The sequence below is a fragment of the Desulfovibrio ferrophilus genome (assembly GCF_003966735.1).
Classification (GTDB): domain Bacteria; phylum Desulfobacterota; class Desulfovibrionia; order Desulfovibrionales; family Desulfovibrionaceae; genus Desulfovibrio_Q; species Desulfovibrio_Q ferrophilus.
The window spans coordinates 1425796-1450531 of the sequence record NZ_AP017378.1 but is presented as its reverse complement, the minus strand read 5'-3'; the positions used below and the strand labels follow the sequence as shown (position 1 = coordinate 1450531).

Genomic DNA, 24736 nt, shown 5'->3' with positions numbered 1-24736 from the left:
GATTCGTCTATGTCACTCAAGATAAGAAAACAGGCCATGCTTATGGCCGTTCCTCTGGGCGCCGTACTTGTGGCGTTTTTTATACTGCCGATCACGCGCCTGATTATTGAAACGGGCCAGGGTGGCGGCATGGAACTGTATGTGGAGGCCCTGACCAATCCGCAATACGTGCATAGTCTGGGCTATACCCTTGGTGTCTCCGTGGCGGTCACGGCAGTGTCTCTGGCTTTGTCTGGCGTGGTGGGTGTGTTCCTGGCACGCAATGAATTTCGCGGCAGGCGATTGCTTGTTGCCATGCTGACTTTTCCTTTGGCCTTTCCCGGCGTTGTCGTGGGTTTCATGGTGATTATCTGGGCGGGGCGGCAAGGGCTGCTGGGCCAGATGACCAAGGCCATGTCCGGAGACAAGATCGTGCTGGCCTATTCCCTGACCGGCCTGTTTTTGGGCTATCTGTATTTTTCCATCCCCCGGGTGGTGGTCACGGTCATGGCCGCTGCCGAGAAGATTGATATCGAGCTGGAAGAAGCCGCCAGATCGCTCGGGGCATCGCCTTGGCGGGTTGTGATTGACGTCATCATTCCGGCTTTGGTTCCGGCTTTCATCTCCTCTGGCGCCATTTGTTTTGCCACGTCCATGGGGGCGTTCGGTACGGCCTTTACCCTGGCCACCGATATCGATGTGTTGCCTATCACCATCTATACGGAGTTTACCCTGTCGGCCAATATCGCCATGGCTTCATGCCTGTCCGTGATTTTGGGTGTGATCACCTGGGCGGCATTGTTTGGCGCGCGCATCGCGGCGCGTGAAGAAAGTATTGGAGCGGCAGGATGAAGAAAAATGGAGTTCTGTTTGGCACTCAGCTGGGCCTGACCCTGGCATGCTGTGCCTTTCTTATTGTGCCTGTCTGTCAGTCCGTGCTGGCTGGTGTGACCGTCAATGCCTTCAAGGGCATCTCCAGTGGCCTGACCTTGCGTTGGGTGGGCGAAGTTTGGGTGCTGTATAGCGATACCATCTTCCGTAGTCTGTATATCGGTTTGGCCTGTTTGGCGGTGTGCCTGGTGGTGGGAGTGCCCGCAGCCTATTTCATGGTGCGCATGAAAAGCCGTTGGACCAAACTGTTGGAAGAACTGCTGGTCTTGCCATTGGCCATCCCAGGGCTGGCCATCGCTCTGGGGCTGCTGCTCAGCTACGGAGGGTTCAAGGACTTCCGCATGAGCTGGCTGTTCATCCTGGCTGGTCACGTATTGTTCTGCCTGCCGTTCATGGTGCGTTCCGTGGCAGCCGTTATGTCCATGATCGATCTGGACGCCCTGGAAGAGGGGGCGGCCAGCCTCGGAGCTGGATTTGGACGGCGGTTTCTGAACGTGGTTGTACCGAACTCCATGCCCGGCATCGTCTCGGGCGCGTTGATGGTGTTCACCTTGTCCATCGGTGAATTCAACCTGACCTGGATGCTGCATACACCGCTGACCAAGACCCTGCCGGTGGGATTGGCGGACAGCTACGCATCCATGCGCATGGAAATCGGTTCGGCCTATACGTTGTACTTTTTTGTTTTGATTATTCCGCTTCTGACGGCCATGCAATGGGTCGGTTCCAGAAGCGTTGACAAGGTCGCCGCCGATGATTCGGACCAATCCGACCTGCTGGAGGTAACACCCATGACGACTGCGAATATTGAACGGGAAAGCCGTGGCGTTCCCGTTATTTTGAAATCCTGCGGCAAGACCTTCCCGGACGGTACCGTGGGCCTGAAGCCCTTTGACCTGACGATCACTGCCGGTCAGACTGTGGTGTTGCTTGGCCCCTCGGGCTGCGGCAAGACCACGACCCTGCGCATCATCGCCGGGTTGGAATCACCGGACAAAGGTGGTCGGGTCATGTTCGGAGACGATGATGTCACCGATGTGCCCATCGAGAAGCGTAACGTGGGTATGGTCTTCCAGAGCTATGCCCTGTTCCCGAATATGACTGTTTCCCGCAATATCGAGTATGGCTTGCGTGTTCGAGGCGACGACAGTGCCAAGCGTAGCGCGCGGGTCAAGGAGATGCTGGCCATGATGCAAATCGAGCATCTGGCTGATCGCAGAGTGGATCAATTGTCTGGTGGTCAGCGGCAGCGCGTAGCCCTGTCCCGTGCCATTGCCGTGCGTCCGCGCGTGTTGCTGTTGGATGAACCCCTGACCGCTCTGGACGCCAAGCTGCGCGATTCGTTGCGCACTGAGATCGACCAATTGCTCAAGCGATTGGGAATTACCGCCGTCTACGTGACCCATGATCAGGGTGAGGCCATGGCCCTGGGTGATGTTATCGTGGTGATGGACCATGGCGAAGTGGTGCAATCCGGTTCGCCGCGTGACATTTACTTCACCCCCTCCAATCGGTTTGTGGCGGACTTCATCGGCACGGTGAATACGCTGACCTGTCCTGTGCAGGCCGGTCAAATCCAGTTTCCCGGTGGGCAGTCTCTGTCCATAGCCGATTTGGAGGACGTCTGTGATAACGGACAGTCATTGGTCGAACTGTTCTTCAGACCCGAGGCCGTGAGCATCGTGAATCCGGGGGAAGGATTGTTGACCGGTGAGGTTGCTGCGGCCAGTTTCCTGGGTGAGAAGACCAGACTCAGAGTTCGATTGGAAGACGGAGCCGTGTGTACTGTGGATGCCCCGGGAGATAAGGCTTTTGCCTTGGGTGATTCGGTGTCGTTCAACGTGTCCTCCAGATCTCTTCGTTCACTGGGCGGGGGCGGAGTATGTTGATTGCCCAGATCTCTGATTTTCATATCAGTGCCAGCGGAGTGGCTTATGGACAGGCCGATACCAATGCGGCCCTGAAACGGGCGGTGGCCCATCTGAATGCACTTGTTCCCGCCCCCGATGCCGTGATCATCACAGGAGATGTGGCCGATGCCGGAAATCCCGATGCCTATGCCATGGCTGCGCGTATTCTGAGTGATCTTGATGCGCCGTTCTGGATGGTGCCGGGGAATCATGACCAGCGCGACAATCTGAGGGAAGCCTTTCCTGATCACGACTATCTCAGCGGACAGTGTGCCGAGGCACGTGCCTGCTTTGTGGAAGATCGTTTCCCTCTCCGGTTGCTGGGCCTTGATACCCTGCTCCCGGGAGCCCATAGCGGTGGAGTTGATAAGCGGACGTTGGTCTGGCTTGAATCAGCCCTGAGTGACGGCAAGCCCACGGTGGTATTCATGCACCATCCCCCGTTTCCTGTGGGGATTGGTAATATGGATGCCGAACCCTTCAGGCTGGCCGATGAATTGGAGGGAGTGATCCGTCGTTTCCCCAATGTGCTGCGAGTCTGCTGCGGGCATATGCATCGTCCGGTGCTGCGCGGATTTGGTGGGACGCTGGCCTGCATCGCCCCTTCAGTGAGTATGCAGTTGGTGCTGGATTTGACTCAACAGGCTCCATCCCAATTTGTGATGGAACCGGGAGGCTTGGCCCTGCACCTCTATGAACCCTTGGGCGGTCGTCCTCCCGAGTTGGTGACTCACTTCGGGTTGATCCCGGGCGGTGGGCATGAGTTTGCCGGACCGTATCCTTTCAAGGATGTGGTTTCGCCCGTGTAGTGCTGGTGCATTGTCAGAATTGATAGTGTTTTTCAGATAATGAATCAGAAAGGCCGCTGCCCCTCCCCAGGGGCGGCGGCCTTTGTCGATTCCCAAGGAGGGAACCGGGTGCCATCGGTACGTGTCTCCGGCTGGTCCCCCGCAGTGCAAGGGACTGGTGTGGCCGTGTACGACATCATGCGCAAACGACCCGCTACCGGAGCGGGCGATGGGAACCAGAATACGTCTGAAGTGGTGGTGGGGAAGCTAAGAGAACGCACGTGGTTACATGCGTTGGCTTCCTCTGTCCTTTTGCCTGAGAGTTTCACCGGTGTGATCCGGCTTGCTCCTTCGGCGCCCCCTTTTGGGGGTCTCTCCAGAGGCTCGTCCGGTAGCAGTCCATTTGCCTGAAAGATTTACTTCTTCGGCGCTCCACTCGAGGTGGGGACTCTCCTGCTACCTTCATCCGATTTCCAAGACGTCCATCGGATACAACCGCGTGACCGACAAGGCAAGTGCTTTTTGATTCCACATCCTGTTCGAGAACGATTACTGCCTTGAATCGATGGTGATTCCGCTATACAGTGAGCGTAGCCGCGCCCCGGCGTGACGGGGAATCGCACGGCTGCGGTCCACGTCAACCCAGGCAATTCATGGCCACTTCACCCACACGCTACGCGCTCTATTCCATCGCAGCATCCGTGACCACTCTGGTGTTGAAATTCGGGGCGTACTTTCTGACGGGCTCGGTCGGTATATTGTCCGATGCCACGGAATCTCTGGTGAATCTGGCCGCCGCCATGCTGGCGCTGGTCGTTTTGACGCATGCCATGCGTCCTGCGGATGACAGTCACGCCTATGGCCACGGCAAGGCGGAGTATTTTTCCAGCGGCGTCGAGGGTATCCTGATTATTGTCGCTGCCATTGGTATTGTCAGCGCATCAGTGGGCAGATTTATGGACCCTGTGCTGCCTCAGCGATTGGGATTGGGGCTGGGCATGGCTCTGCTGGCTTCTGTGGTCAACTTTGCCACGGCCAAGGCCATGCTCGGAGCGGCCAAGCGGTTTGATTCGATCACTCTGGAAGCCGATGCCAAACACCTGATGACGGATGTCTGGACCTCGGTGGGATTGGTCGTCGGTCTGTCGGTGCTGATGGTTGCACCAGCTTCATGGGCCGTTCTGGATCCGGCCATTGCCGTTCTGATGGCCGTGAATATCGTGTTCACAGGCGTGTCACTCATCCGCCGATCTTTCTGGGGGCTGATGGATATGGCGCTGCCAGAGGCGGAACTCAAAGCCGTTGACATGGCCATTAGGACTCATGCCGGGCCGCAGGCCGAGTACCACGCCCTGCGTACACGCAAATCCGGGGCCAGGCGTTTTATTGATTTCCATTTGCTGGTACCGGGCATGGCTTCTGTTGCTCAGTCGCATGCCCTGTGCTGTGCCATTGAAAGCGAGATTCATGCACATTTGCCTGGGACGCAGGTGACCATTCACGTGGAGCCTCACGAGGACGCTGCCTCCCATGACGGGTGGGTGATTGGCGGGGCCTGTGGCGCAAAATTGGGTCATGACAACGCGCCTTGCGCAGAGCAGTGCAATTCAGGGAAGAGCGAGGCGAAAGAGTCAAAATAAAGCGAGGGGAGCATGGTCGAAAAGGTCATTATCATGGGGGCGGCAGGTCGCGATTTCCACAACTTCAATGTGTATTTCAAGAGCAATCCCCGGTACGAAGTGGTGGCCTTTACCGCCACTCAGATCGAGGGCATCGAAGACCGTGTCTACCCGGCCATTCTGGCAGGGAAAGGCTATCCTCAGGGCATTCCCATCTATCCCGAAGACAGGTTGCGCGAGTTGATCCGCAAACAGCATGTGGATCTGGTGGCCTTTTCCTATTCCGACGTTCCCCATACCGAGGTCATGCATAAGGCGTCGGCCTGCATGGCCGACGGCGCAGATTTTATCATGATCGGAGCCACGTACACCATGCTCGAATCCACAAAGCCCGTTGTTGCCGTGTGCGCGGTCCGGACGGGCTGTGGCAAATCCCAGACGACACGAAAGGTCTGCCGCATTCTTCAGGGGCAGGGCAGGAAGGTGGTGGCCGTGCGGCATCCCATGCCCTATGGCGATCTCTCGCGACAGGTCGTGCAGCGTTTTGCCGAGCTGGAAGATTTTGATCGCCACAAATGCACCATCGAGGAGCGTGAGGAGTACGAGCCTCTGGTTGAAATGGGCGTTATTGTCTATGCGGGCGTGGACTATGAATTGATTTTGCGCCAGGCCGAGGCCGAGGCCGATGTGGTGGTTTGGGATGGCGGCAACAACGACACGTCCTTCTACCGCCCGGACGTTCAGATCACGGTCTTCGACCCCCACCGTGCGGGGCATGAACTGTCCTATTATCCGGGCGAAACCAATCTGCTTATGGCCGATATCGCGCTTATCAACAAGGTGGACACAGCCTCGCTGGACCGGGTTGAAGAGGTGCGGCACAACATCCGTGAACACAATCCGAAGGCAGACATTGTGTGCGCCGCATCGCCGGTGACGGTGGATGCCCCTGATCGCCTGAAGGGCAAAAGGGTTCTCGTCGTGGAAGATGGACCGACCATCACCCATGGTGGAATGCCCTTTGGCGCGGGCAGCGTTGCTGCACGGCAGTACGGCGCCGCTGAACTGGTGGACCCGCGGCCATACCTTGCGGGATCCATTGCCGAAGTTTTTGATCGCTACCCGCACATTGGTCAGGTTCTACCCGCCATGGGCTACAGTGATGATCAGGTGGCCGATCTGGAAGCGACCATTGCGGCCGTGGATTGTGATCTCGTGTTGTTTGGAACACCGGTGGATCTGTCACGTATCATCAAGGTGGACAAGCCGTTCATGCGCGTACGCTACGAGTATGGGGACGCCCCGGGGCTGACGCTGGAACAGGCGCTACTGAGCCGCCTGAATTCCAAGGCAAAAGGCTAGTCATGCTCCGCGACGATCGCAAGACGCTGCTTTTGGCCTTTGGAGGGAACGCTCTGATACGCAAAGGCCAGACAGGAACCATTGATGAGCAGTTCGAGAACCTGCGTCTGCCTTTGGCCCAGGCTGCAACTCTGGCCCATGAGTATCGGCTGATCATCACCCACGGCAATGGTCCGCAGGTGGGTGATCTGCTGTTGCGCCAGGAATGCTGTGGTGATTCTCGGCCGTTACCGCTGGAAATTCTTGTGGCGCAGACTCAGGGGCAGATCGGATACATGATCGAGTCGACCCTTGATACCGAGTTGATGCACTTGGCTCCTCTGGATCATCGCCCTCTGGTCAGCCTGCTCAGTTATGTTGTGGTCAGGCCCAGTGATCCTGCTTTCTTGCATCCCACCAAACCCATCGGTCCTGTTCTGGATGAGGAGCGTGTCTCCTTGGCTCCATATCCAGTTCGCAAGACCGCCAAGGGGTGGCGAAGGGTGGTGGCGTCACCCGAACCTGTGACCATCGTCGAGAAACAGGAGATCAGTCGACTCATCGATGCCGGATTCATCGTTATCTGCTGTGGAGGCGGGGGTATCCCCGTCGTACGCGAAGGCCGTCGTTTCTGTGGCGTTGATGCGGTTATCGACAAGGATCTGGCCAGCGCAAAGCTGGCTCGTGAGGTAGGGGTGGACCTGTTCGTTGTGGCGACTGATGTCGCAGGGGTTTATCTGGATTATGGTGGTCCCGGCGAGCGGTTACTGAAGGATTTGACGGTAACGCAAGGCAGGGAGCTCATGGAAGCCGGTGCCTTTCCGGCCGGATCGATGGGGCCAAAAGTCCTGGCCTGTCTTCGGTTTTTGGAGTCTGGCGGCGGCCGGGCCGTGATCTGCTCCATTGAGCACATTGAGGAGGCCGTGGCCGGTCGAGCGGGAACTCAAATTGTGGGATCTGCTTAATGAGGGGCTTGGTCCCGTTCACGAGAGTTGGGGTCTTATTCCTGGCTCTGAGGGGCGATTTGGCTGAGTAGCTCGTGTAATTTTTCCATATTGATTGGCTTGGAAATGTAGTCCGATAAGCCTTGTTCAATGAATGATTCCCGATCTCCCTTCATGGCATGAGCTGTGAGGGCAATGATGGGGATGTCTTTGGAATACTGCTCTCTAATGATTTTTGTAGCCTCCAATCCATCGACTTGGGGCATCTGGATGTCCATCAGAATGCAGTCATAATGGGAACTCTGAAAGGCTTTCACCGCTTCATGCCCATTGTTTACGGCCAACACATGGTGTCCCGACTTTTCAAGCATGGCGACGATAGCCATCTGGTTGATGCGGTCATCTTCGGCAACGAGAATGCGCAGATGGTGTGTCACTGGAGTCTCAAGCTCTTCCTGAAGCTCTGCGTCAAGGTCTTGGGCTTTGCCGAAGCGGGCAGTGAGGCGCACGGTTGTGCCCAATCGAGGAGTGCTGTCTATGGTGATGTCTCCGCGCATCAGTGTAATCAATTGTTTGACGATGGTCAGTCCGAGCCCTGAACCCTGATAGTTTCGATTGCATGTGGAGTGCACCTGGACAAATTCTCTGAAGATATCTTCGAGTCTGTCTTTCGGGATGCCAATACCGGTGTCCGAAACGGTAAATCCAAGTGTCAGGACTTCAGATTGCTCCTCGTAGAGGAAGGCTTTGAGGATGATTTCACCACTGGGAGTGAATTTAATGGCATTGCCCACAAGATTGAAGAGAACCTGTCTGAGGCGGGTCTCGTCACCACTGATTCGTTTGGGGAGACCAGGGTCCAGTTCGTAGCGCAGATCTATGCCTTGGCTGTCGGCCTGGATTTTGAAAGTATTGATGACAGTCTCCAGGCTGTCGATCAGGGAGAAAGGCGTGTCTGACAGCTCCAGTCTGCCCGCTTCAAGCCTGGAGAGGTCCAGAATGTCGTTGATGACCGTAAGCAGGCTTTTCTCCGATGCCAGGGCCATGGATATCCATTGCTCCTGTTCCTTGTTCACGGGGGAGTCCTGTAGAAGTTGGAGCATGCCATGTATTCCGGACAAAGGAGTGCGGATTTCATGGCTCATGTTGGACAGGAATTCTCCCTTGGCCCTGCTTGCCTGCTTGGCGGCTTCGATGGCGACGCGCAAATCTTCTTCGGATTTCTTGTGCTGACTGATATCCAGAGCAAAACCCATGACTCCGGCGAACTCTCCGTCATTGCCCCGGAGGGGCGAGATCACCTGATACAAGTGTGTTGTGCTGTCGTTTCGCGTGTAGCGGACCTCATGTTTCATGCGTCTGCCGGTACTCAGACTTCGCTGGGCAAGTGAAAAGGTGATGGCCTCATCGTCTCTCAGGGCTTGGGAAATAGTCAGAGGCGGTGCATTGTGTTCGTTTTCGAATTGGGGTGGAAGTCCGACGGCGTTGGCGGCCATGTCATTGATGAACGTGAGATTGAAGTTGGTGTCAGCCGTCCAGAAATGGATGGGAATGCTGTTGATGATGGATTGGCCTTTCCCCACGACGCCGGTCAGCATACGCCGTAGACTGGTTGCCATTTCTCCCATTTCATTGCCGCTGGCGTAGGTGATGGTCTTTGAGAAATCACCCCGGGCAATGGCGTTGGAAACCTGAATGATTTCCCGGGCGGGAACCGTGATGGAACGGGTAACGTACGACGTGAACACCATGCTTATCACAATGGACAAAATGATCAGGCTGACCAGAAAGATGATCAGCAGCCGGCCTGTCCGCTTGGTCTCTGTATGAAATTGAATGGCTTTGAGCTGCGCGAAGTCGGTGAGTTCTCGCATGGCGTCAATGATACGATCCACATGGACTGCCCCGCGTCCTTTGGTGATATCTGCGGCTTCTGTACGTTTATCCTGGCGCATGAGCTGGATGACTTCGTCCCGAATGGGCTTCCACTCCTGTACCAGTGATTTTGTACGTTCGACCATGACTGTGTCACCAAGAAAACGCTGCTGCACGATTTCGAAGCTGTCGAGTACATCGGTCTCCAGGCGGTCCACCAAGGCAATGGCATGTTCCATCTCACCGATGTTTTGCGCCAGGGCGATATCCTTCATGGCACGGTGCATGCGTATGATGTTGGCGTCCAGCTTGCGCACCATGTTGCTGACGGTGAATGGGTGTTGGTACATTTTCTGGTTCAGTGCGCCGATGGTCTGTACTTCGTAGATTCCTACCGCACCAACAATGGCGAGCAATAGGATGACTGTCCCGAAGCCGAACCCAAGTTTGGCAGTAAGGTTGAATCTGGTCAGCACTGCGTATCTTCCATTAGGGACATTTTTATATGTTGGTCCAATTCTGAAAAACAATGAGTTCCTTAATCTAGCATACTTCTGGAGGATGGAAAACCGGGAAGGAACAGTGAAAGGTCCTGCAACGAAAATGTCACAGGTGATGTCGGGGTGTGATGTAGTTCAACGGGGGCGCCTCAGGCCAGACGAAATGACCACCTGCAACTTGGCATCCGTTGGACGGGGTGGCTCCGATCTGGCGATAGGCGGGGATTTGGTGCGGTGTTGTGGACGTCTAGATTCCTGCTAAGGTTGCATCGGGTGAAAGTTCCTTAAGCATTTTTGTGGCTTTTTCATAGTTGGGATTCAGTTTCAACGCAGCCTTGCACATGATCGCTGCGCGTTCCTTACGTCCGCTGTTGGAAGCAATAAGTGCGCAATTGAACGTGATGATGTGGTTCTTCTTCAGGAAGTTGTCGTTGAGTTCCAAAGTTTTTTCCAGGCTATGGAAGGCTTTTTGAGCATGACCGCCATCAGCGTAGGCCATGGCGGTATTGTAATACAGGTTCTCATCGTTGGGGGAGAGCTCAAGCGCCTTTCCATATTCCCGGACGGCCTCTTCCCATTTGCCCTGCTTGCGCAGAGCCGTGCCCAGGCGGTTGAAGATGTCGATATTGGCCTTTAAGTCGAAGCCTTTCACATTCATTGCTTTTTTATAGAATTCCTCGGATTTGGATGGATTCTTTTTCAGATAGGCATCAGCTATCTGGACGGAGATCATGGCCACCTGGGTCATGGCTGCCCGGGTGACATGTTCCATGGCTTGCTCAAAGGTGTTGTCGGCTTCTTCTTCGCGCCCCAACTCCAGATAGAGTTCACCCATGTCGACCTTGCGGCTCACATTGAGTGGGGAAAGTTCATCCAGACGCTCTAGAAAGCTGAGTTCGTTTTCTTTATGCCCCTGTTGGCGGTGGAAATTCGCCAGTTTTTTGAGCGGTTCAAGATACATCCGGGCACAGTCGCTGGCTTGCTCATAGGCCTGAAGAGCTTGGTCGGTCTGCCCCATGGCGGAGAGGGCGTCTCCCATGAGCATGAATGCCGCTGCGCTGTCGGGCTTTACCTTGAGGACCTTCCCGGCGATGGCAGCAGCCTCATCGAACAGGCGCAGGGCCATGAACTTTTTGCCCTCGTCGATGTATTTGCCGATCTTGCCATGCGGTTTGATGGTGAAGGCAATCTTGACCACCAGTGAGTTGGTAGAGATGGGTTTGATGATGAAATTGTCCGCACCGATCTCATGGAGTAGAGCGATGTCGTCTACGTCGGCTTCGCCAGTCAGGACAATGATCTTGAGGTTGTCATATGCAGATTTGAGCTGCTTGATGACGGCTCCCATCTCCTTGCTCACATAATCGCCATCGATAAACAGAATTACATTACGCCCATGATTTGTCTCCAGGCGGATGTGTCGAAGAATATCGTTTTCTTTGCGGATGATGCCCAGGCTTTTTGGGTTCACACTGGCCAGGCTCAAGGTCTTGCGCAGGAACGCGGTGAAGTTCCTGTCCGTGGAGTAGATCAGAAACCTGCCGTTACTCTCCAGAACGTACTGGCGGATGGTTTCTTCATAAAAGCTGTAGTTGATGGATGTTGAAACCGGAAGATTGATGATTTCCGTAATCAACTGTTCGTTGTGCTTTCTGTCCGCCATGCTCTTATCCCTCCCCCAGATGCAAGCCGCTCGTGCAAAACCCTCAGACAGGTTGTCCTGTCTTTGCTTGTTTTCATAAAAGAAATTCTGGGGGCATTTCAATGGGTAAATGCCATAAATATAAGAATTGCTTGTGATTTGTTTGAGAGTGGCAGATGTGATGGTGTCGAGGTGGATGTGAATTGGGTGGCCAGTGAAGGCTTGGCTGATTCTAATGTTCAATAAATTCATGTTGTTATGATGTTATTGGCTGGGTGTCTGGATTGTAATGATCTGAATTGTTTAGGCATAATAAAAAGCACGTTGATTGAACGTGATGTCAAGCAACGTGCTTCGGAAAGGATGTTTGGGGTGTCCCCTGTGCAGATTTAGCAGTTCCGCCTGGAGTCAAGTCCTCGTGCCGTGGTGACAACGAAATCCTGGACGTTGGTCAGGATTGAGCGTGCAGACAGAGAACCCCGGTTGGCCAGTTTGTTGACCACGAACTCCGACATGTCGACGCTATAGAAAAATACGGGGCGAACACTGTCGTCCTTCATGGTGGTATAGGAGGGAGTCATATTGCCCACGGCGATGGAATGCAGTTGGGTGGCCATGGCAATGACTGTGGTGGCCTGCTTGACTACACCGCGCATGGCGTCCTGAGCGTCATAGGCGCTGGGGATGACTTCGGGCATGGGCCCGTCGTCCCGAATGGAGCCAGCCAGGACGTAGGGAATATTCTGTTCGATGATTGCCTTCATGACTCCGTCTTTGACCTGCCCGGATTGCACGGCCTGCTTCATGGAACCAAGGGCACGGATTCGGTTCAGGGCATCCAGATGATGATAATGGCCCAGGCTGGCAGATCGTTTGGTGTAGATTTCCTGGCCCAGGGCAGTGGTGTAGAAGGCTCCTTCCAGGTCATGGGTTGCCAGGGCGTTGCCCGCCAACAAGCCGTGGACATAGCCGTCTTTCACGAGCTTTGCCATGGCTTCGCGTGAGTCGCGATCAAAAACTACGGCGGGCCCGAGTACCCAGCAGATGAATCCGTGTTCGCGCTCGTGCTCCAGCAAGTCATAGAGTTCGTCATAATCGATGGAAAAAGAGGTTTCGCGGCTCATGCGTGTGCGAAAGGCGAATTTTTCTTTTTCCGAGGCCGTTCCCCCAAAGGGCTCGGTATGGACATAGATACCGTCTTCGCCGTCCTCGCGGCGACCACAGGCAACCAGGTCGCCCTTGGCAAGATTCCTGAATTCCTTGATTTCAAGGTGATCGTTTTCCTGGAGCACAACGACGCAATCCATGCGGGACAGCCGGGGAAGTTTCCAAACGCCGGGGCGCAGGTGGTAGTACTCCGGGAAAATAGCTGTAGCATGGTAGCCTTCGGGGGCTACACCGGGCAATTCAACGGGTTTGAACAGCGCCAGAGGGGCGTCTTTCAGGTCCGGACGGTTGAAATCGGGTTCGACATAGGTGGGCAAGGTGAAAGCCATGGATTGACCTCCGTGGCGTCTGCGCATCACTGGTGGATACGCTAGCTCCCCCGTTTGTACAGCTGGGTGCCCGGGGCTCGGAGAGGGAGCGCTATCCGGCCGAGCAGCATGAAAGATGATTCACAGAAAAAGCCCCTCGTGTCCAGAACACGAGGGGCTTTGGTGTACGTTGAGCGTTTTTATTTGATGCCCTTGTTCAGCATAAAGTCGCTGTAGCGTTGATCCACGCCCTGAATGTGTTGGACCAGCCAGTCCTTCAGGAATTTCATCACATCCATGGAGACAGTGGCTTTGCCTGTCTTCAGGCCTTTTTCGAAATCCACGACTTTCTGTACGAACATCCGATGTGCCTTCTTGTGCTCCTCGGTTTCCGCGTAGCGATGGCGATCGAACAGCTGCTCCTCGTATCCGAAGTGTTTTACCGTGTAGTCCTTCAGGCGATCAACCACATCCAGCATGACTTCGTTGCCTTTGCGCTGACGCATGGCGGCATGCAGTTCGTTGATCAGATCAATGAGTACCTTGTGTTGATCGTCGATGGAACCGACCCTTACGGATAACTCATCGAACCATTCCAGAAGTTTGTCTCCATCGCCCAATCGGGTGCCAATGGCCTCTGCCTTGCCAGCGGCCATGATCTGGATCACGGAGTCCAATTCCTGCACAAGGCTTGTTATCTCCATCAGGGCGCCAGCGGCCCGGCCCATGCCTTCGGCAGTCTCTCCGGCGACACGGGTTACGTCTGATACAGCCATATTGATTTCTTCACTGGCAGCGGATTGTTCTTCGGAGGCCGTCGCAATGGACTCCACCTGCGAAGCGGTGTTTTGAACGAAGGAGACGATTTCCTCCATGAACTGTCCGGCTTCGGTTGCCGCCATGGTGCTCTCGGTGATGTAGGTGGCTGTGGATTCCACGGCCGCAATATTGTCTGTGGCTGTGGTTTGGATTTCCTTGATGGCCGAGGAAACTTCCTGGGTGGCAGTCATGGTTTTTTCTGCCAGTTTCCGCACCTCGTCGGCTACGACCGCGAAACCTCGCCCGGCTTCTCCAGCCCGGGCAGCTTCGATGGCCGCATTCAGGGCCAGGAGGTTGGTCTGATCGGCGATATCATTGATGACATTGATGATCTGGCCGATGCCATCGGCCTTGGAGCCCAATTGATCCATGGTCTGCTTAAGGGTCCCCATGCGGGTCTCGATTTGCTGCATGGAAGCGACTGCCTTGCGTACTTCATCCGCACCGGTCTGGGCGTTCTCGCGTGAGCGGGAAGCACTATCCGCGGCATCCGAAGCGTTGCGGGCGACCTCCATGACCGTGCTGTTCATTTCTTCCATGGCCGTGGCGGTCTCGGCCATGCGATCCCGTTGGATTTCCACTCCTCCATTGACTTGATCGACCTGTGTGCTGAGTTCCTCCACTGCGGCGAAGACGTCGCGCGAAGTGTCCGAGGCACGATTGGCCGTATCTTTCATGGTCTCGATGAGTGTGTTGATCTTGGTTTGCTTTGCCTCAGCCTCGCGCAAAGCGGTGGTGGCGAACTGGGCACTCTGCTCAGCATCATCGCTGCGCTGGTCTGCCTGTTCAATTGCCGAGCGCAGGCTGGCGATCATTTGACCAATGGTGTCAGCCAGGGCTTTGAACTCCATGCGCAGGACGCATTTGACCCTGGCGTCCAGTTTACCGGAAGCAACCTCGTGTGCATATTCACCCAAACTGGCCAAAGGGATGGCAAAGTGTCTGCGCAGATTGAACAGGATGATAATCAATGTGATGAGGGCGAAAGCTGTTCCTGCAGCCTGTGCGGTCAGCAAAAAGGAAACTTTGGCTTCAGCTTCGGTCTGCATCATGACCACTGCCTTGTTCATTTCCTTGAGTAGCTCGACACTGTCCGGGATGAGTTGTTGAATGGCCTTGGCATCATTACTATTGATAGTGTTGCCCACATCGTTGTGCAAATCGTTCCATTTGTTGCGAACGGCATCGAGCTGTGTTTTGACTCCTTCGGAGGGAACAGGGATGTATGCCTTGGGTCCGTTCGGATTCAGTGTTGTCGGGGCCTTTCCGGATTTGCTGAGGGCATCCAGTGTGACTCTGAAAAGGATGGATGTCCTTGTGATTTGTGTGACGATTTCAGCTGTGGGTTTGCCCGATTGAGACTGATTGACGTAGAAAAGAACTTCCTTGGTCAGCTTCTGGCTAAGCATGCGTTGGCGGCCTGCCAGATTGAGCACTTGGCTGTCATGCTTTTGTGCAGAAGATACGTACCAGGTCAGTCCAGACATGGTGACGGTTATCAGAAAAATGATGATGACTGAGGCTGTAATTCGGGTGGACAATTTCAAGGTAACCTCTCAGGCGCCATTAAGGAGCAGGCGTTTTGTCGCGTAGTTCTGGGGCTCATATGTGGTTTCAGGCTTCGTTAGCTCTTAATTCTTAATGGTAACTATTCTCGATTGCGCCATAGATCAAGAGGAATTTGATGAAATTTTTGATAGAAGTTGAAGACCACTGGTTAAATAATAATTATCCGGTGCTGTTTGAACGAAGGACGGGATTGGCGCGCGTTGCGAAAGCACATGTTTTGAGGTAGCTCACCACGACCTATGGCAAGAAACACTGCTTGGAATGAATTTTTCGCCAGCCGGTTCGCCGAGCTGGAACAGCGCTCACAATTTCGGGAGATTCCTCCCGTGGATCGTGGGGCGGACCTGTATATTGAATACGATGGGCGTAGACTGCTCAATCTGGCTTCCAACAATTATCTGGGCCTTGCTGGCGCGTCAGAATTGCGGGATGGAGCTATCCAGGCCGTGCAAAAATACGGCGCATCCAGCGGAGCTTCACGGTTGGTTACGGGAAATTTCGCTCTTTATGACCAATTGGATCGTGCCGTTGCCGAGTTCAAGGAGCAGGACGATGCCGTGTGTGTCGGCTCCGGCTATGCGGCCAATCTCTGCGTGCTGACCTCGTTGGCGGATCGCAACACCGTTGTGTTTTCCGATCGTCTGAATCATGCCAGCATCGTGGATGGCATCTTGCTGTCACGAGCCACGCATGTGCGTTATCGCCATAACGACCTCGAGCATTTGGCCGGGTTGATGGATCGATACGTCGATGCCCCCCGTAAACTCGTGGTGACGGATACGGTTTTCAGCATGGATGGCGACGTTGCCCATCTGCATGAACTTGTGCCGCTGTGTCGGGATTATGGTGCGCTGCTGGTGCTGGACGAGGCTCATGCAACCGGCGTGATGGGCCGTGGTCGCGGACTGGCGCATGAGTTGGGAGTTCAGGACGAGGTCGATGTGCATATGGGCACATTCTCCAAGGCTCTGGGCTCCTACGGCGCGTTCATCGCCGGGCGGCGCGATATTGTGGATGCCGTGCGAAATTTCGGCCGTGCTTTCATTTTTTCCACCTCCCTGCCTCCTGCTGCCGTGGGTGCCGGACTCGCTGCCCTTGAACTGGTGCGGAGCAATCAGGACCGTAGTGAGCGACTGATGCTGCTCAGCAGCCAGTTGCGGGCCGTACTCCGCCGCTTGGGGTTTGATTTTGGTCCAAGCACAACCCAGATTATTCCCATTATGCTTGGGGCCAATGATGTGGCCCTGGCAGCTCGGGATTTTCTGATGGACCATGGCGTCTTCGCCCCCGCCATCAGGCCGCCGACGGTGCCCGAGGGAACCTCTCGCCTGCGCCTGTCGCTTCGGGCCGATCTGGGGGGGAAAGATATGGATTTGTTGTGCGCCGGGCTTGAAGCCCTTGCCGGGGAGAGCGGACGATGAGCAGGATCGTGTTTGTGTCCGGTTGGGCCGGATATCCTGAATTGTTTCCGCAGGTCTCCGCATTAACGGAATTTGTGACCCCGTTTCATGATGGTTCCGAGACCGAGGTGGTGGAGCGTTTGCGCCAGGGGGGCGAGGTGCTCATGGCCTGGTCCACAGGGGCGCATCTGGTACTCAAGCATCGGCAGGACTTGTTTCCCCGTTGGCGGCGGGTGGTGCTGTTGTCACCGTTCATGAATTTCTGTGTGCATGTGCCGCGCAACACGGTTGAGCAAATGCGCGATACCATCATGAACGAAGGTCCCAAGCGAACCGTACGGGCCTTCTGGCGGAACTGTACCGCTCCCAAAGTGACATTTGACCATGATGATGACTCCCGCGCTTTGGCGGACGGCCTTGACTACTTGCTGGACTCTTCAGCGCTGATCGAACCTGGAGAGAGCGGAGCCAACGTGCGTATTGTTCATGGTGTCGATGATGTCATTGTGCCCCCATCGGCGGCCAGTGATGTGTCTAGCTTGCTGTCTGGTTCCTGGCTGTCGCTCATGGCCTATGGCCATTATCCTTCTGAAGATCTTCTCTTGGGCATTCTGTATGAAGAAACAGGTCGCAACGCATTTCAGCCGAGCCGGTAGCACGTACGCCGCCGCTGCCGATGTGCAGCGCGAAGTCGCTGCTCATTGTGCCGGGTTGGTGCCCGTGGGGCATTATCCCGTGGCCGTGGAGATCGGCGCCGGGGGTGGACTTTTGACTCAGCAGGTGCGCTCTCATGCAACATGGGAGCGGTATCTGGGGTTGGACATCGCCCGGGGGATGCTGGTTCCAAGTGCTGTTTCCGGCCCAGGCGAGGCCTTGATCGTGGCTGACGGCGAAGCCGCGCCTCTGCGTGAGGAATCAGCGGATTTACTGATCAGTGCCTCGACCATGCAATGGTATGCCTCTCCGCGCATTTCGCTGCCAGCCAACTTGCGGATGTTGAAGCCTGGCGGGCGCTTTGCCCTGTGCCTGTTTGTGCGGGGAACTTTGGCTGAATTGGAAGCCACCAGTACCGAGACCGGGTTTGGCTCCGTGCTGGAGATGCCGGATACTGATCTTTATACGAGCATTCTTGATGCCGAAAAAGGAATCGAATGCTCGCACCGTGTGACCGATTATGTGCGCGAATATCCTGATGCCCGATCTTTCCTGAGACAATTGCAATTCACGGGGGCTACTTGCACTGCAGGCAAGCGGGCTTTTTCACGCCAGCGCTGGGAATCCTTCCGCCAATTGTACGAATGTCGGTATGCTTCCGGTTGTGGCGTGCGTGCCACCTACCGTGTGCTATTCTTGTGGGGCCGTCGGGCCTGATTCCTGTCTTTCCCTGTCTGTGTATTTCGTTTTGATCAGAGGTGCGCCCCCCACAAGGACGCACCTCCGACATCTGACCTATGGGCAATGATGCTCATGGTCGTGGACGTACTTTTGAGTATTGGCAGAAACTGCCCGAGGCTCAGGTTTTGGTCAGACCGTGAAGAAATCCCGGTACCCCTGGGTCAGGGCTTTGGGCGAGAGGTCGTCCAGAGGCGGTATTTCCGCCACCACCTGGATGTTGCCGAAGACCTCGATTGCAGCATGATTGCCTGCGTTAAGTTCGCCGTTCAGGACGACTCCTGCGATGGTCAGTCCCGCACGGCGGATGGCCGACAGGGTCAGCAGGGTGTGGTTGATGGTCCCAAGACCGCTACGAGCCACCACAAGGACGGGGAGGTCCAGGATGCGCATCAGATCCAGCATGAAATGGCCGGGCCCGAGGGGGACCATCACTCCACCAGCTCCTTCCACTATCAACGGCTCACCATCGGGAAACTCCGGGATACCGATGGCCTCCACATCCACGTTGATTCCGTCCAATTCTGCGGCGGCGTGGGGTGAAAGCGGTTCGGTCAAGCGATAGGCCTCGGGCAGAAAACGATGCTTGGCCAGATCCGTCAGATTCTGCACCGTGGTCGTGTCGGTCATGTCTCGGCACCCACTCTGAATGGGTTTCCAGTAGTAGCCACCGCGACCTGCCATGAGCATGGCGCTGACCACGGTCTTGCCGATGTCTGTGTCCGTTCCGGTGATGAATAGTTTCGAGGGCAGGGTACTCATGTGAATAATTCCTTTTGGGCCACGGCATCGGCCATGGCAGCTGTGACTTCCGATAAGTCTTCTGGGCTGATGATATACGGTGGCATGATGTAGACCAGGCGCCCGAAAGGTCGGACCCAGACCCCACGATCCACGAAGAATTGCTGCATGGCCGCTGCGTCTGCTGGACGTCTGCATTCGATGACGCCAATGGCCCCGAGAACCCGAACATCCTGGACTGTGGGCAGTTCCGCGCAGGGGGACAGTTCCGCTCGCAGTTGTCCCTCGATCTGGTCCACTCGCTCCTCCCATGGGGAATTGACAAGCAGTTCCAGGCTGGCATTGGCTGCAGCACAGGCCAGGGGGTTGCCCATGAAGGTTGGTCCGTGATTCAGGATGCCGTGGGTTCCATTGGAGATGCCGTCGGAGACGCGGCGGTTGGCCAGAGTGGCAGCCAATGTCATGGTTCCGCCGGTCAAGGCCTTGCCGACGCACATGATATCCGGGGATATGCCAGCCCAGTCGCAGGCGAACATCTGGCCCGAGCGTCCGAACCCTGTGGCAATCTCATCAGCGATGAGCAGAATCCCTGTCTCGTCGCAGAGTTCGCGTACCCGGCTCAGGAATTCCGGTGAGTAGAAACGCATCCCGCCCGCGCCCTGGACCACAGGTTCAAGGATCACGGCAGCCAGTTCGTCGGTATGCAGGCGGATGAGCTTGGCAAAGGCCTCGATATGTTTTTCTTCCCAAGAATCACCAAAACATGGTTCCGGCTTGGGGGCGAAGAGATGCTCGAACACGATGCCCTTGAAAAACTGGTGCATCCCGCCTTCGGGGTCACAGACACTCATGGTGCGAAAGGTGTCTCCGTGGTAGCCCCCACGGACGGTGAGCATGCGTGTGCGGCCTTTGACCCCCTTGGACAACCAGTATTGGTAGGCCATTTTCATGCCCACTTCCACGGAGACCGATCCCGAGTCCGCCAGAAAGACCCTGTCCAGTCCATGCGGAGCGAGGTCAATCAGACGCTTGGCCAGTTCCACGGCTGGGCGGTGCGTGATGCCGCCAAACATGACATGCGCCATGCTCGAAGCCTGTTTCTGGATGGCTGAAATGATGAAGGGATGGGAATAACCGTGGATGGCGCTCCACCAGGAGGCCATGCCATCAATGAGTTCACGCCCGTCGGCCAAGCATAAGCGAACGCCTTGTGCTCTTGCCACTTCATAGACGGGCAGTGGGTCCCGCATGGAGGTGTACGGGTGCCAGAGGTGCTCGCGATCAAAGTCGAGGATTGTTTGGGGTAATGTCTGCATCACGCCTCATTTGTGGGGCAGTGGACGGGTGATGTCAACGATGGTTTTGGGGGATGGGTAGGTTTGTGTCTGGCAATGTTCGAAACCGAGTTGTTGATACAAGGTCTGGTTTTGCTTTCTCAGTCCGTTTCGAACATGTCGTCGATGCTCTGCTCCAGGCTGCGGATGAAGGTTGTCAGACGGATGACCGCGGCAATGAGATAGAAGACCATCTCGGGTTTGGAAAAACCAAGGCCGAGCAGCCGGACATAGACTGTGAATGCCAGCAGAAGTAACCCACCGCATAACAGCAGTTGCAGGAGGGATTCGTGCATGCGTCCGGCAAAGGTTCTTGAGGATATGCTTCCGTTTGATTTCAGGAAGGCAGCGGCGATCAGCCCTAGAAAGCCAAGCCAAGTCCGTCCGAACATTTCAACGGAGACAAGGCCCATCCCGGCGGCGAGCAGGAGAATGACGATTGATTCCATGCCTCCCCTCCTCGTTGGGAAGGTTGATGGCCTGGTTGAAGATTATTATTTTGCCTATACTTTAGTCCTTGGAATCGGTTCAGGTCAAATGGTCGGGAAGATATAGCTGTCCAACACGGAACAAAAGGCGTAGTCGGCAGTTGTCGGGCTCCGACGTTACTTTAGCCAGGAGTCCCTCTTGACCGATTTCAATCCCCCTTCAGAATCCAGCGATTCTTCTGATCCTCAGGCGCCTTCCCCGTCACAAGCCCCGGACTGCATTGGCTGTGGTTGGTGTTGCCTGACGGACCAATGCAATGTTTCTCATGATCTGTATGGCTACAGCCAGCCCTGTCCCGATCTTTATTGGGACGAGGCTCTGGGCAGGTACGTCTGCCTGTTGATGCGGGATGACGAGAAGCGCGAGCAGTATCGCAAGGCCCTGTATCAGGGGGAAGGTTGTTGCGCCCGGTTCAATCCATGGCGCGAGAATGTGCGTAATCGGGATGGGGAGCGGTAGGCAGAGGACGCTTATAGTTTTTCGCTGGTAAGAAAATCCGGCCCCGCACATGATCATTGTGCGGGGCTTTCTGTTTGTTAATCCTGTTCCAGATCTTCCAGCAGGATGTCCAAGGCCTGCACGGAAATCCTGATTTCCAGGAAGGAGATGAACAGAGAGGACAGCAGGAAGAGCAGGGACAGGGCGAACAGCACCTGGCCGGTTACAATCATGTCTTCAAACAGGCAGATCATGGACAGCACGCAGGAACACATGGACAGAACACCCAAGCCCTGCATGTTGCGGATCATGTGGACCCGTTTGCGTAAATTGCGAATCTGCTTGCGAAGCGAATCGTCGCCACCCTGCCGATACTGGTCATGCAGGCTGCGGATGCGTGCCCCGAGTGACAGGAAGCGGTTGGTGAAAGCCAGCATGAACAAGGATATGGCCGGGAAGAGCAAGGCGGGTGTCGTGACGGTGATTTGCATGTGATCTCTCTTTCTCGTGGCTTGAGGCTTATGATCCGTGGATGACAGTGGTTATGGCCTTGGCTGTCTCGTCGTCAAGCGTGAATGTGTTCTGACCGATGGCAGCAATGGGCTGCATTCCCATGAGCGAGTTGAGGGCCCAGGCGCACTTGAAATTGCCGATTTCATCCACCCTGACGGGCCGAGCGGTGATTTCAAGCGTTTCACTCGCTGCGGCCAGGGCCGTACTGGGAAGTATCCCTGGCGCTTGTTCACCTTGAAGGGGTGGGGCTGGGGTCAGCAATGTATTCCCATCCTGGAAGAGCAGGGCCGCGTGTGTGACTTCCAGTACATGTCCGCTGGGCGCGGCCAGGACTGCTCCATTCATCCCTGCAGCCAGGGCTTTCTTGTGCTCAAGAAAATACGGCAGATGACTGGTGCTTTTGTGGAGTCCCAGCCAGGAATGAAAGGGCCTGGGTGTCAGGACCAGACGGAGCGGTTTGTCTGGCGGGCTATAGGGTGCGGCCATGACGATGGCCTGGGCTGGCCCGGTGTCATCGATGGGGTACTGGATGTTGATGCGCGCGGTCTGGCCTGAGAGGCCGTTGTCGTGGGCTACCTGGGGGATGATTGTGGCAAAATTTTCATCGACGTAGTCCAGATCGAACGCCTTGAGGCTGCTGAATATTCGTTTCTGGTGAGCCTCAAGGCGGCAGACACGCCCGCCGTCCCAATACAGGGTTTCGAAAAATCCGAATCCATAGCGCAGGGCAGGACTTGTCACGGAGAGGTCGATGCGGTCTTTGTGATATTCGCCGTTCCGGTAGAAGATCATGATTTCCCCAAGGCCAGGAATTTATGCGCTTTTGCCATTGTCTCCCGGTACTCCTTCCGGGGGGCGGAGTCCACAACAATGCCGCTGCCGGCATGGAACGAGAAGGTGTCCGTGCGACTGTCATGCCAGCAGGTGCGGATGGCAATGGACGAGTCCATGTCTCGTTTGCCACGGATGATGACAAAGCTGCCGCAGTAGACATCGCGCGTATGCGGTTCCAGCGTTTCGATGAGCTCCATGCTGCGCCGCTTGGGGCACCCTGTGATCGAGCCCCCGGGAAAGGCATCCAGCAGCAGGTCGATCACGGTGGAATCCTCCCGTAAGCGGCCATGCACATTGGAGTACATCTGTACCAGATTATCCACGATGAAAGTGGACTTGTGCCCTTCGACCCGGACCGAACCGTATTCGCAGTTTTGCGAGATATCGTTGCGGACAAGATCCACGATCATGGATAATTCGGCACTTTCCTTGGCTGAGCTGGTGACTTTGTGCTCCAGTTCCGGCGTGTACTGCTTGAAGTGCAACGTGCCCTTGATGGGTTGAGACAGGACCTCACCGTCCGTGACGCGCAGGAAGCGCTCCGGAGAAGTTGAGAGGATTGTGTGCGTCCCGCTATTGAAAAAAGCATAGAAAGGTGCCGGGTGGCGCTGCCAGAAGTCCATGGCCAGTCCCGGCATATCCATGTCTTTGGCCGTGCGCGAAAATTTGAGCGAGAGGTTGAGCTGATAGGTGTGGCCGTCGCGGATGGCCTCAAGGGTTTTGCGAACTCCGGATTCGTAGGCTTCTTGGGTAAGGCTTTGCTGGACTTGTTTGGCTGGGGATGAGGCAAATAAGGGCGGCATGTCAAGCTGTGCTGTTGCCAATGCTGCGAGTTTGCGGGCGGCATTCTCGTCCGGGCCATGAATTTCTCCTCTGCCTGTGGATAGGTCGTGCTCCAGCACGGCGCCGTATTGTTTCAGATGTCCCAGCGGAAAGTCCGTTGTCTTGGTTGTTTTTACCCCACGGAGCTTCAGGCCGTAGGTGTATGAGATAAATCCCAGAGTTGGTTCCTGCGTGCCGAAGCAGTAGTCCTTGATGTCCTGGCGGGTCGTCCGATCCGTGATGATCAGTTCCGATCGGGGAATGAAGCCGATAACACAACGCGTCTCGTCCGATCTGCCTGAGCCGGACAGGAACAGATCAGCCTGTCCATCCTGCGCCAGTCGGTAGGCAAGCGCAGTGAAGGCCTGCACGCTAAGCGATACCGAATGATTGTAGCGCATGGTCAATGAAGACTCCGCCCTGTTTAGTCAAAAATGATTCGGGATGAAACTGGTAGCCCATGATCGGCCGGTTCCGGTGTGCCAGTGCCATGGGGACGCCGTTGGTGTTGGCAGCGATTACTTCCAGTCCTGTGCCCAGATTTGAGCAGTAGAGTGAATGGTAGCGAGCCACGGTTTGGGTCTGCCCCAAAAAGTTGATGTCTTCGGTCTTGCCGTGCACGCAGTGTTGCAGGCGGTCGGTTCGGCCTCCGAAATGTTCATTGATGATCTGCAAGCCGAGGCAGATCCCTAGCACCGGAATGCCGGAATCGATCCAGAGGCCATAACCAGGATACTCAGCAGGCCTTCCCGGACCGGGGGAGATGATGATCAACTCTCTGCCCACTGGCGACAGATGGGGCAGATCGTCATAGCAGACCACTTCCGGGCCGTGGCCCAGGTGTGCGGCCAGCAAATGCTCGAGGTTGTGGGTGAAGCTGTCGTGGTTGTCGATGAGGATGGCGTTCACGGCGTTATCTCGGAGGTGCGTCGCACCAGGGGGGCGTAGGCGACATGGGGGACGATCATGCAGCCCGCGAGCGGTGCTGTCAATGCACGAAAAGGGGCGCCGTGCACGGGGGGGATGCACACGACGCCCTACAGATGAGATTGAGACTTGCCCTTTGGAGTAGAAAGAGCGGAAGTGAGAGAGGGGGTAGAACCCCCGGGGAGATGGGCAGACCACCGGAATATCAGTGGCTTGTCCGTCTCCCCGGCGATAAGTGCTACTGTCCGCCGTGGGGCGGATACTCGATGGTGCTGCGGGTGTTCAGGTTGGCAACGATGCAGGCTTCCACATCGGTGTAATAGAATTCACCGGTTTCGATATTACCTTCATCGATGACGTTGGCCAGATGAGTGATGGCTGCAGACTGCCGGGTCAAGGCCGGACCAGCGACAAAGGTCACGAACCATGCCAGAACCAATCCAAGAACCAGGGCCGACCAGCGGGTCAGGGCGCTTTGGTTTTCCATGATGCTG

The 24736-nt window shown here is 55.8% G+C and carries 22 protein-coding genes and 2 riboswitches; of the genes, 10 read left to right on the top strand and 12 right to left on the bottom strand.

Annotated elements, in window-relative coordinates; translation table 11 throughout:
* The first annotated feature begins 9 nt into the window (after window positions 1-9).
* The 6 genes from EL361_RS06750 (at window position 10) to EL361_RS06720 (ending at window position 7493) form a co-directional block, all read left to right on the top strand.
* The gene (locus EL361_RS06750; protein WP_126377868.1) at window positions 10-831 is read left to right on the top strand and encodes an ABC transporter permease; all 822 of its coding nucleotides are present in this window, start codon (window positions 10-12) and stop codon (window positions 829-831) included.
* Window positions 828-2759, top strand: coding sequence for an ATP-binding cassette domain-containing protein (locus EL361_RS17190; protein ID WP_197723458.1), 1932 nt, complete (start codon window positions 828-830; stop codon window positions 2757-2759). The genes EL361_RS06750 and EL361_RS17190 overlap by 4 nt, the downstream gene beginning before the upstream one ends.
* Entirely contained in the window at window positions 2753-3589 is an 837-nt protein-coding gene (locus EL361_RS06735) for a phosphodiesterase (RefSeq protein WP_126377866.1), read from the top strand. Before EL361_RS17190 ends, EL361_RS06735 begins: the two co-directional genes overlap by 7 nt.
* Before the next feature lie 280 nt (window positions 3590-3869).
* A riboswitch (glycine riboswitch) is annotated at window positions 3870-3951 on the bottom strand.
* 2 nt (window positions 3952-3953) lie between these two features.
* Window positions 3954-4034: riboswitch (glycine riboswitch) on the bottom strand.
* 187 nt (window positions 4035-4221) lie between these two features.
* On the top strand, window positions 4222-5208 hold the full coding sequence (locus tag EL361_RS06730; protein WP_126377864.1) for a cation diffusion facilitator family transporter: 987 nt from the start codon (window positions 4222-4224) through the stop codon (window positions 5206-5208).
* A gap of 12 nt (window positions 5209-5220) precedes the next feature.
* Window positions 5221-6549 (top strand): cyclic 2,3-diphosphoglycerate synthase, encoded by a 1329-nt coding sequence (locus EL361_RS06725; protein ID WP_126377862.1) that lies wholly within the window; start codon window positions 5221-5223, stop codon window positions 6547-6549.
* 2 nt (window positions 6550-6551) lie between these two features.
* Window positions 6552-7493: a carbamate kinase gene (locus EL361_RS06720; RefSeq protein WP_126377860.1), complete on the top strand. Its 942-nt coding sequence runs from the start codon at window positions 6552-6554 to the stop codon at window positions 7491-7493.
* Window positions 7494-7528: 35 nt separating this feature from the next.
* On the opposite strand, the gene EL361_RS06715 is transcribed toward EL361_RS06720, so the two are convergent.
* From EL361_RS06715 to EL361_RS06700, 4 genes are all read right to left on the bottom strand, one after another.
* Window positions 7529-9823 carry a response regulator gene (locus tag EL361_RS06715; RefSeq protein WP_126377858.1) on the bottom strand — a complete coding sequence of 765 codons (2295 nt, stop codon included), beginning with the start codon at window positions 9821-9823 and terminating at the stop codon, window positions 7529-7531.
* A gap of 271 nt (window positions 9824-10094) precedes the next feature.
* Window positions 10095-11510, bottom strand: coding sequence for a DUF2989 domain-containing protein (locus EL361_RS06710; protein WP_172961657.1), 1416 nt, complete (start codon window positions 11508-11510; stop codon window positions 10095-10097).
* A gap of 368 nt (window positions 11511-11878) precedes the next feature.
* Window positions 11879-12985 (bottom strand): putative NPN-dependent ornithine cyclodeaminase, encoded by a 1107-nt coding sequence (locus EL361_RS06705; RefSeq protein WP_126377854.1) that lies wholly within the window; start codon window positions 12983-12985, stop codon window positions 11879-11881.
* A gap of 179 nt (window positions 12986-13164) precedes the next feature.
* Window positions 13165-15330: a bacteriohemerythrin gene (locus tag EL361_RS06700; protein WP_126377852.1), complete on the bottom strand. Its 2166-nt coding sequence runs from the start codon at window positions 15328-15330 to the stop codon at window positions 13165-13167.
* 261 nt (window positions 15331-15591) lie between these two features.
* Here EL361_RS06700 and bioF point away from each other — a divergent pair, with 261 nt between their 5' ends.
* The 3 genes from bioF to EL361_RS06690 are packed head-to-tail and all read left to right on the top strand — an operon-like array spanning window position 15592 to window position 18123.
* Complete coding sequence (gene bioF / locus EL361_RS06695; protein WP_126377850.1) at window positions 15592-16773, top strand: 8-amino-7-oxononanoate synthase; 1182 nt, start codon at window positions 15592-15594, stop codon at window positions 16771-16773.
* On the top strand, window positions 16770-17408 hold the full coding sequence (locus EL361_RS17040; protein ID WP_172961656.1) for an alpha/beta hydrolase: 639 nt from the start codon (window positions 16770-16772) through the stop codon (window positions 17406-17408). The genes bioF and EL361_RS17040 overlap by 4 nt, the downstream gene beginning before the upstream one ends.
* Window positions 17368-18123 carry a methyltransferase domain-containing protein gene (locus EL361_RS06690; RefSeq protein ID WP_172961655.1) on the top strand — a complete coding sequence of 252 codons (756 nt, stop codon included), beginning with the start codon at window positions 17368-17370 and terminating at the stop codon, window positions 18121-18123. The genes EL361_RS17040 and EL361_RS06690 overlap by 41 nt, the downstream gene beginning before the upstream one ends.
* A 153-nt stretch (window positions 18124-18276) precedes the next feature.
* Here the strand turns inward: EL361_RS06690 and bioD are convergent, their stop codons facing one another.
* From bioD to EL361_RS06675, 3 genes are all read right to left on the bottom strand, one after another.
* A complete protein-coding gene (gene bioD / locus EL361_RS06685) occupies window positions 18277-18906 on the bottom strand; it encodes a dethiobiotin synthase (RefSeq protein WP_197723457.1) in 630 nt (209 codons plus the stop codon).
* Window positions 18903-20201, bottom strand: a complete 1299-nt coding sequence (bioA, locus tag EL361_RS06680; protein ID WP_126377846.1) for an adenosylmethionine--8-amino-7-oxononanoate transaminase — start codon at window positions 20199-20201, stop codon at window positions 18903-18905. Before bioA ends, bioD begins: the two co-directional genes overlap by 4 nt.
* A 119-nt stretch (window positions 20202-20320) precedes the next feature.
* On the bottom strand, window positions 20321-20668 hold the full coding sequence (locus EL361_RS06675; protein ID WP_126377844.1) for a hypothetical protein: 348 nt from the start codon (window positions 20666-20668) through the stop codon (window positions 20321-20323).
* A gap of 178 nt (window positions 20669-20846) precedes the next feature.
* Here EL361_RS06675 and EL361_RS06670 point away from each other — a divergent pair, with 178 nt between their 5' ends.
* Window positions 20847-21167 carry a hypothetical protein gene (locus EL361_RS06670; RefSeq protein ID WP_338031066.1) on the top strand — a complete coding sequence of 107 codons (321 nt, stop codon included), beginning with the start codon at window positions 20847-20849 and terminating at the stop codon, window positions 21165-21167.
* Between the two features lie 77 nt (window positions 21168-21244).
* Here the strand turns inward: EL361_RS06670 and EL361_RS06665 are convergent, their stop codons facing one another.
* The 5 genes from EL361_RS06665 to EL361_RS06645 form a co-directional block, all read right to left on the bottom strand.
* Window positions 21245-21637: a DUF2721 domain-containing protein gene (locus EL361_RS06665; protein WP_126377842.1), complete on the bottom strand. Its 393-nt coding sequence runs from the start codon at window positions 21635-21637 to the stop codon at window positions 21245-21247.
* A gap of 28 nt (window positions 21638-21665) precedes the next feature.
* Window positions 21666-22451, bottom strand: coding sequence for an aminotransferase class IV (locus EL361_RS06660; protein ID WP_126377840.1), 786 nt, complete (start codon window positions 22449-22451; stop codon window positions 21666-21668).
* On the bottom strand, window positions 22448-23716 hold the full coding sequence (locus EL361_RS06655) for a chorismate-binding protein (protein WP_126377838.1): 1269 nt from the start codon (window positions 23714-23716) through the stop codon (window positions 22448-22450). The genes EL361_RS06660 and EL361_RS06655 overlap by 4 nt, the downstream gene beginning before the upstream one ends.
* Window positions 23688-24224, bottom strand: a complete 537-nt coding sequence (locus tag EL361_RS06650) for an anthranilate synthase component II (protein ID WP_126377836.1) — start codon at window positions 24222-24224, stop codon at window positions 23688-23690. Before EL361_RS06650 ends, EL361_RS06655 begins: the two co-directional genes overlap by 29 nt.
* Before the next feature lie 256 nt (window positions 24225-24480).
* Window positions 24481-24729: a hypothetical protein gene (locus tag EL361_RS06645; protein WP_126377834.1), complete on the bottom strand. Its 249-nt coding sequence runs from the start codon at window positions 24727-24729 to the stop codon at window positions 24481-24483.
* Window positions 24730-24736: the final 7 nt, after the last annotated feature.

What these genes read in the sequence shown, in the direction of transcription:
- EL361_RS06750 (WP_126377868.1), top strand. Translation starts at nt 10, where the DNA reads ATGTCACTCAAGATAAGAAAACAGGCCATGCTTATGGCCGTTCCTCTG.
- EL361_RS17190 (WP_197723458.1), top strand. Translation starts at nt 828, where the DNA reads ATGAAGAAAAATGGAGTTCTGTTTGGCACTCAGCTGGGCCTGACCCTG.
- EL361_RS06735 (WP_126377866.1), top strand. Translation starts at nt 2,753, where the DNA reads ATGTTGATTGCCCAGATCTCTGATTTTCATATCAGTGCCAGCGGAGTG.
- EL361_RS06730 (WP_126377864.1), top strand. Translation starts at nt 4,222, where the DNA reads ATGGCCACTTCACCCACACGCTACGCGCTCTATTCCATCGCAGCATCC.
- EL361_RS06725 (WP_126377862.1), top strand. Translation starts at nt 5,221, where the DNA reads ATGGTCGAAAAGGTCATTATCATGGGGGCGGCAGGTCGCGATTTCCAC.
- EL361_RS06720 (WP_126377860.1), top strand. Translation starts at nt 6,552, where the DNA reads ATGCTCCGCGACGATCGCAAGACGCTGCTTTTGGCCTTTGGAGGGAAC.
- EL361_RS06710 (WP_172961657.1), bottom strand. Translation starts at nt 11,510, where the DNA reads ATGGCGGACAGAAAGCACAACGAACAGTTGATTACGGAAATCATCAAT.
- EL361_RS06705 (WP_126377854.1), bottom strand. Translation starts at nt 12,985, where the DNA reads ATGGCTTTCACCTTGCCCACCTATGTCGAACCCGATTTCAACCGTCCG.
- bioF (WP_126377850.1), top strand. Translation starts at nt 15,592, where the DNA reads ATGGCAAGAAACACTGCTTGGAATGAATTTTTCGCCAGCCGGTTCGCC.
- EL361_RS17040 (WP_172961656.1), top strand. Translation starts at nt 16,770, where the DNA reads ATGAGCAGGATCGTGTTTGTGTCCGGTTGGGCCGGATATCCTGAATTG.
- EL361_RS06690 (WP_172961655.1), top strand. Translation starts at nt 17,368, where the DNA reads ATGAAGAAACAGGTCGCAACGCATTTCAGCCGAGCCGGTAGCACGTAC.
- bioD (WP_197723457.1), bottom strand. Translation starts at nt 18,906, where the DNA reads ATGAGTACCCTGCCCTCGAAACTATTCATCACCGGAACGGACACAGAC.
- bioA (WP_126377846.1), bottom strand. Translation starts at nt 20,201, where the DNA reads ATGCAGACATTACCCCAAACAATCCTCGACTTTGATCGCGAGCACCTC.
- EL361_RS06675 (WP_126377844.1), bottom strand. Translation starts at nt 20,668, where the DNA reads ATGGAATCAATCGTCATTCTCCTGCTCGCCGCCGGGATGGGCCTTGTC.
- EL361_RS06665 (WP_126377842.1), bottom strand. Translation starts at nt 21,637, where the DNA reads ATGCAAATCACCGTCACGACACCCGCCTTGCTCTTCCCGGCCATATCC.
- EL361_RS06660 (WP_126377840.1), bottom strand. Translation starts at nt 22,451, where the DNA reads ATGATCTTCTACCGGAACGGCGAATATCACAAAGACCGCATCGACCTC.
- EL361_RS06655 (WP_126377838.1), bottom strand. Translation starts at nt 23,716, where the DNA reads ATGCGCTACAATCATTCGGTATCGCTTAGCGTGCAGGCCTTCACTGCG.
- EL361_RS06645 (WP_126377834.1), bottom strand. Translation starts at nt 24,729, where the DNA reads ATGGAAAACCAAAGCGCCCTGACCCGCTGGTCGGCCCTGGTTCTTGGA.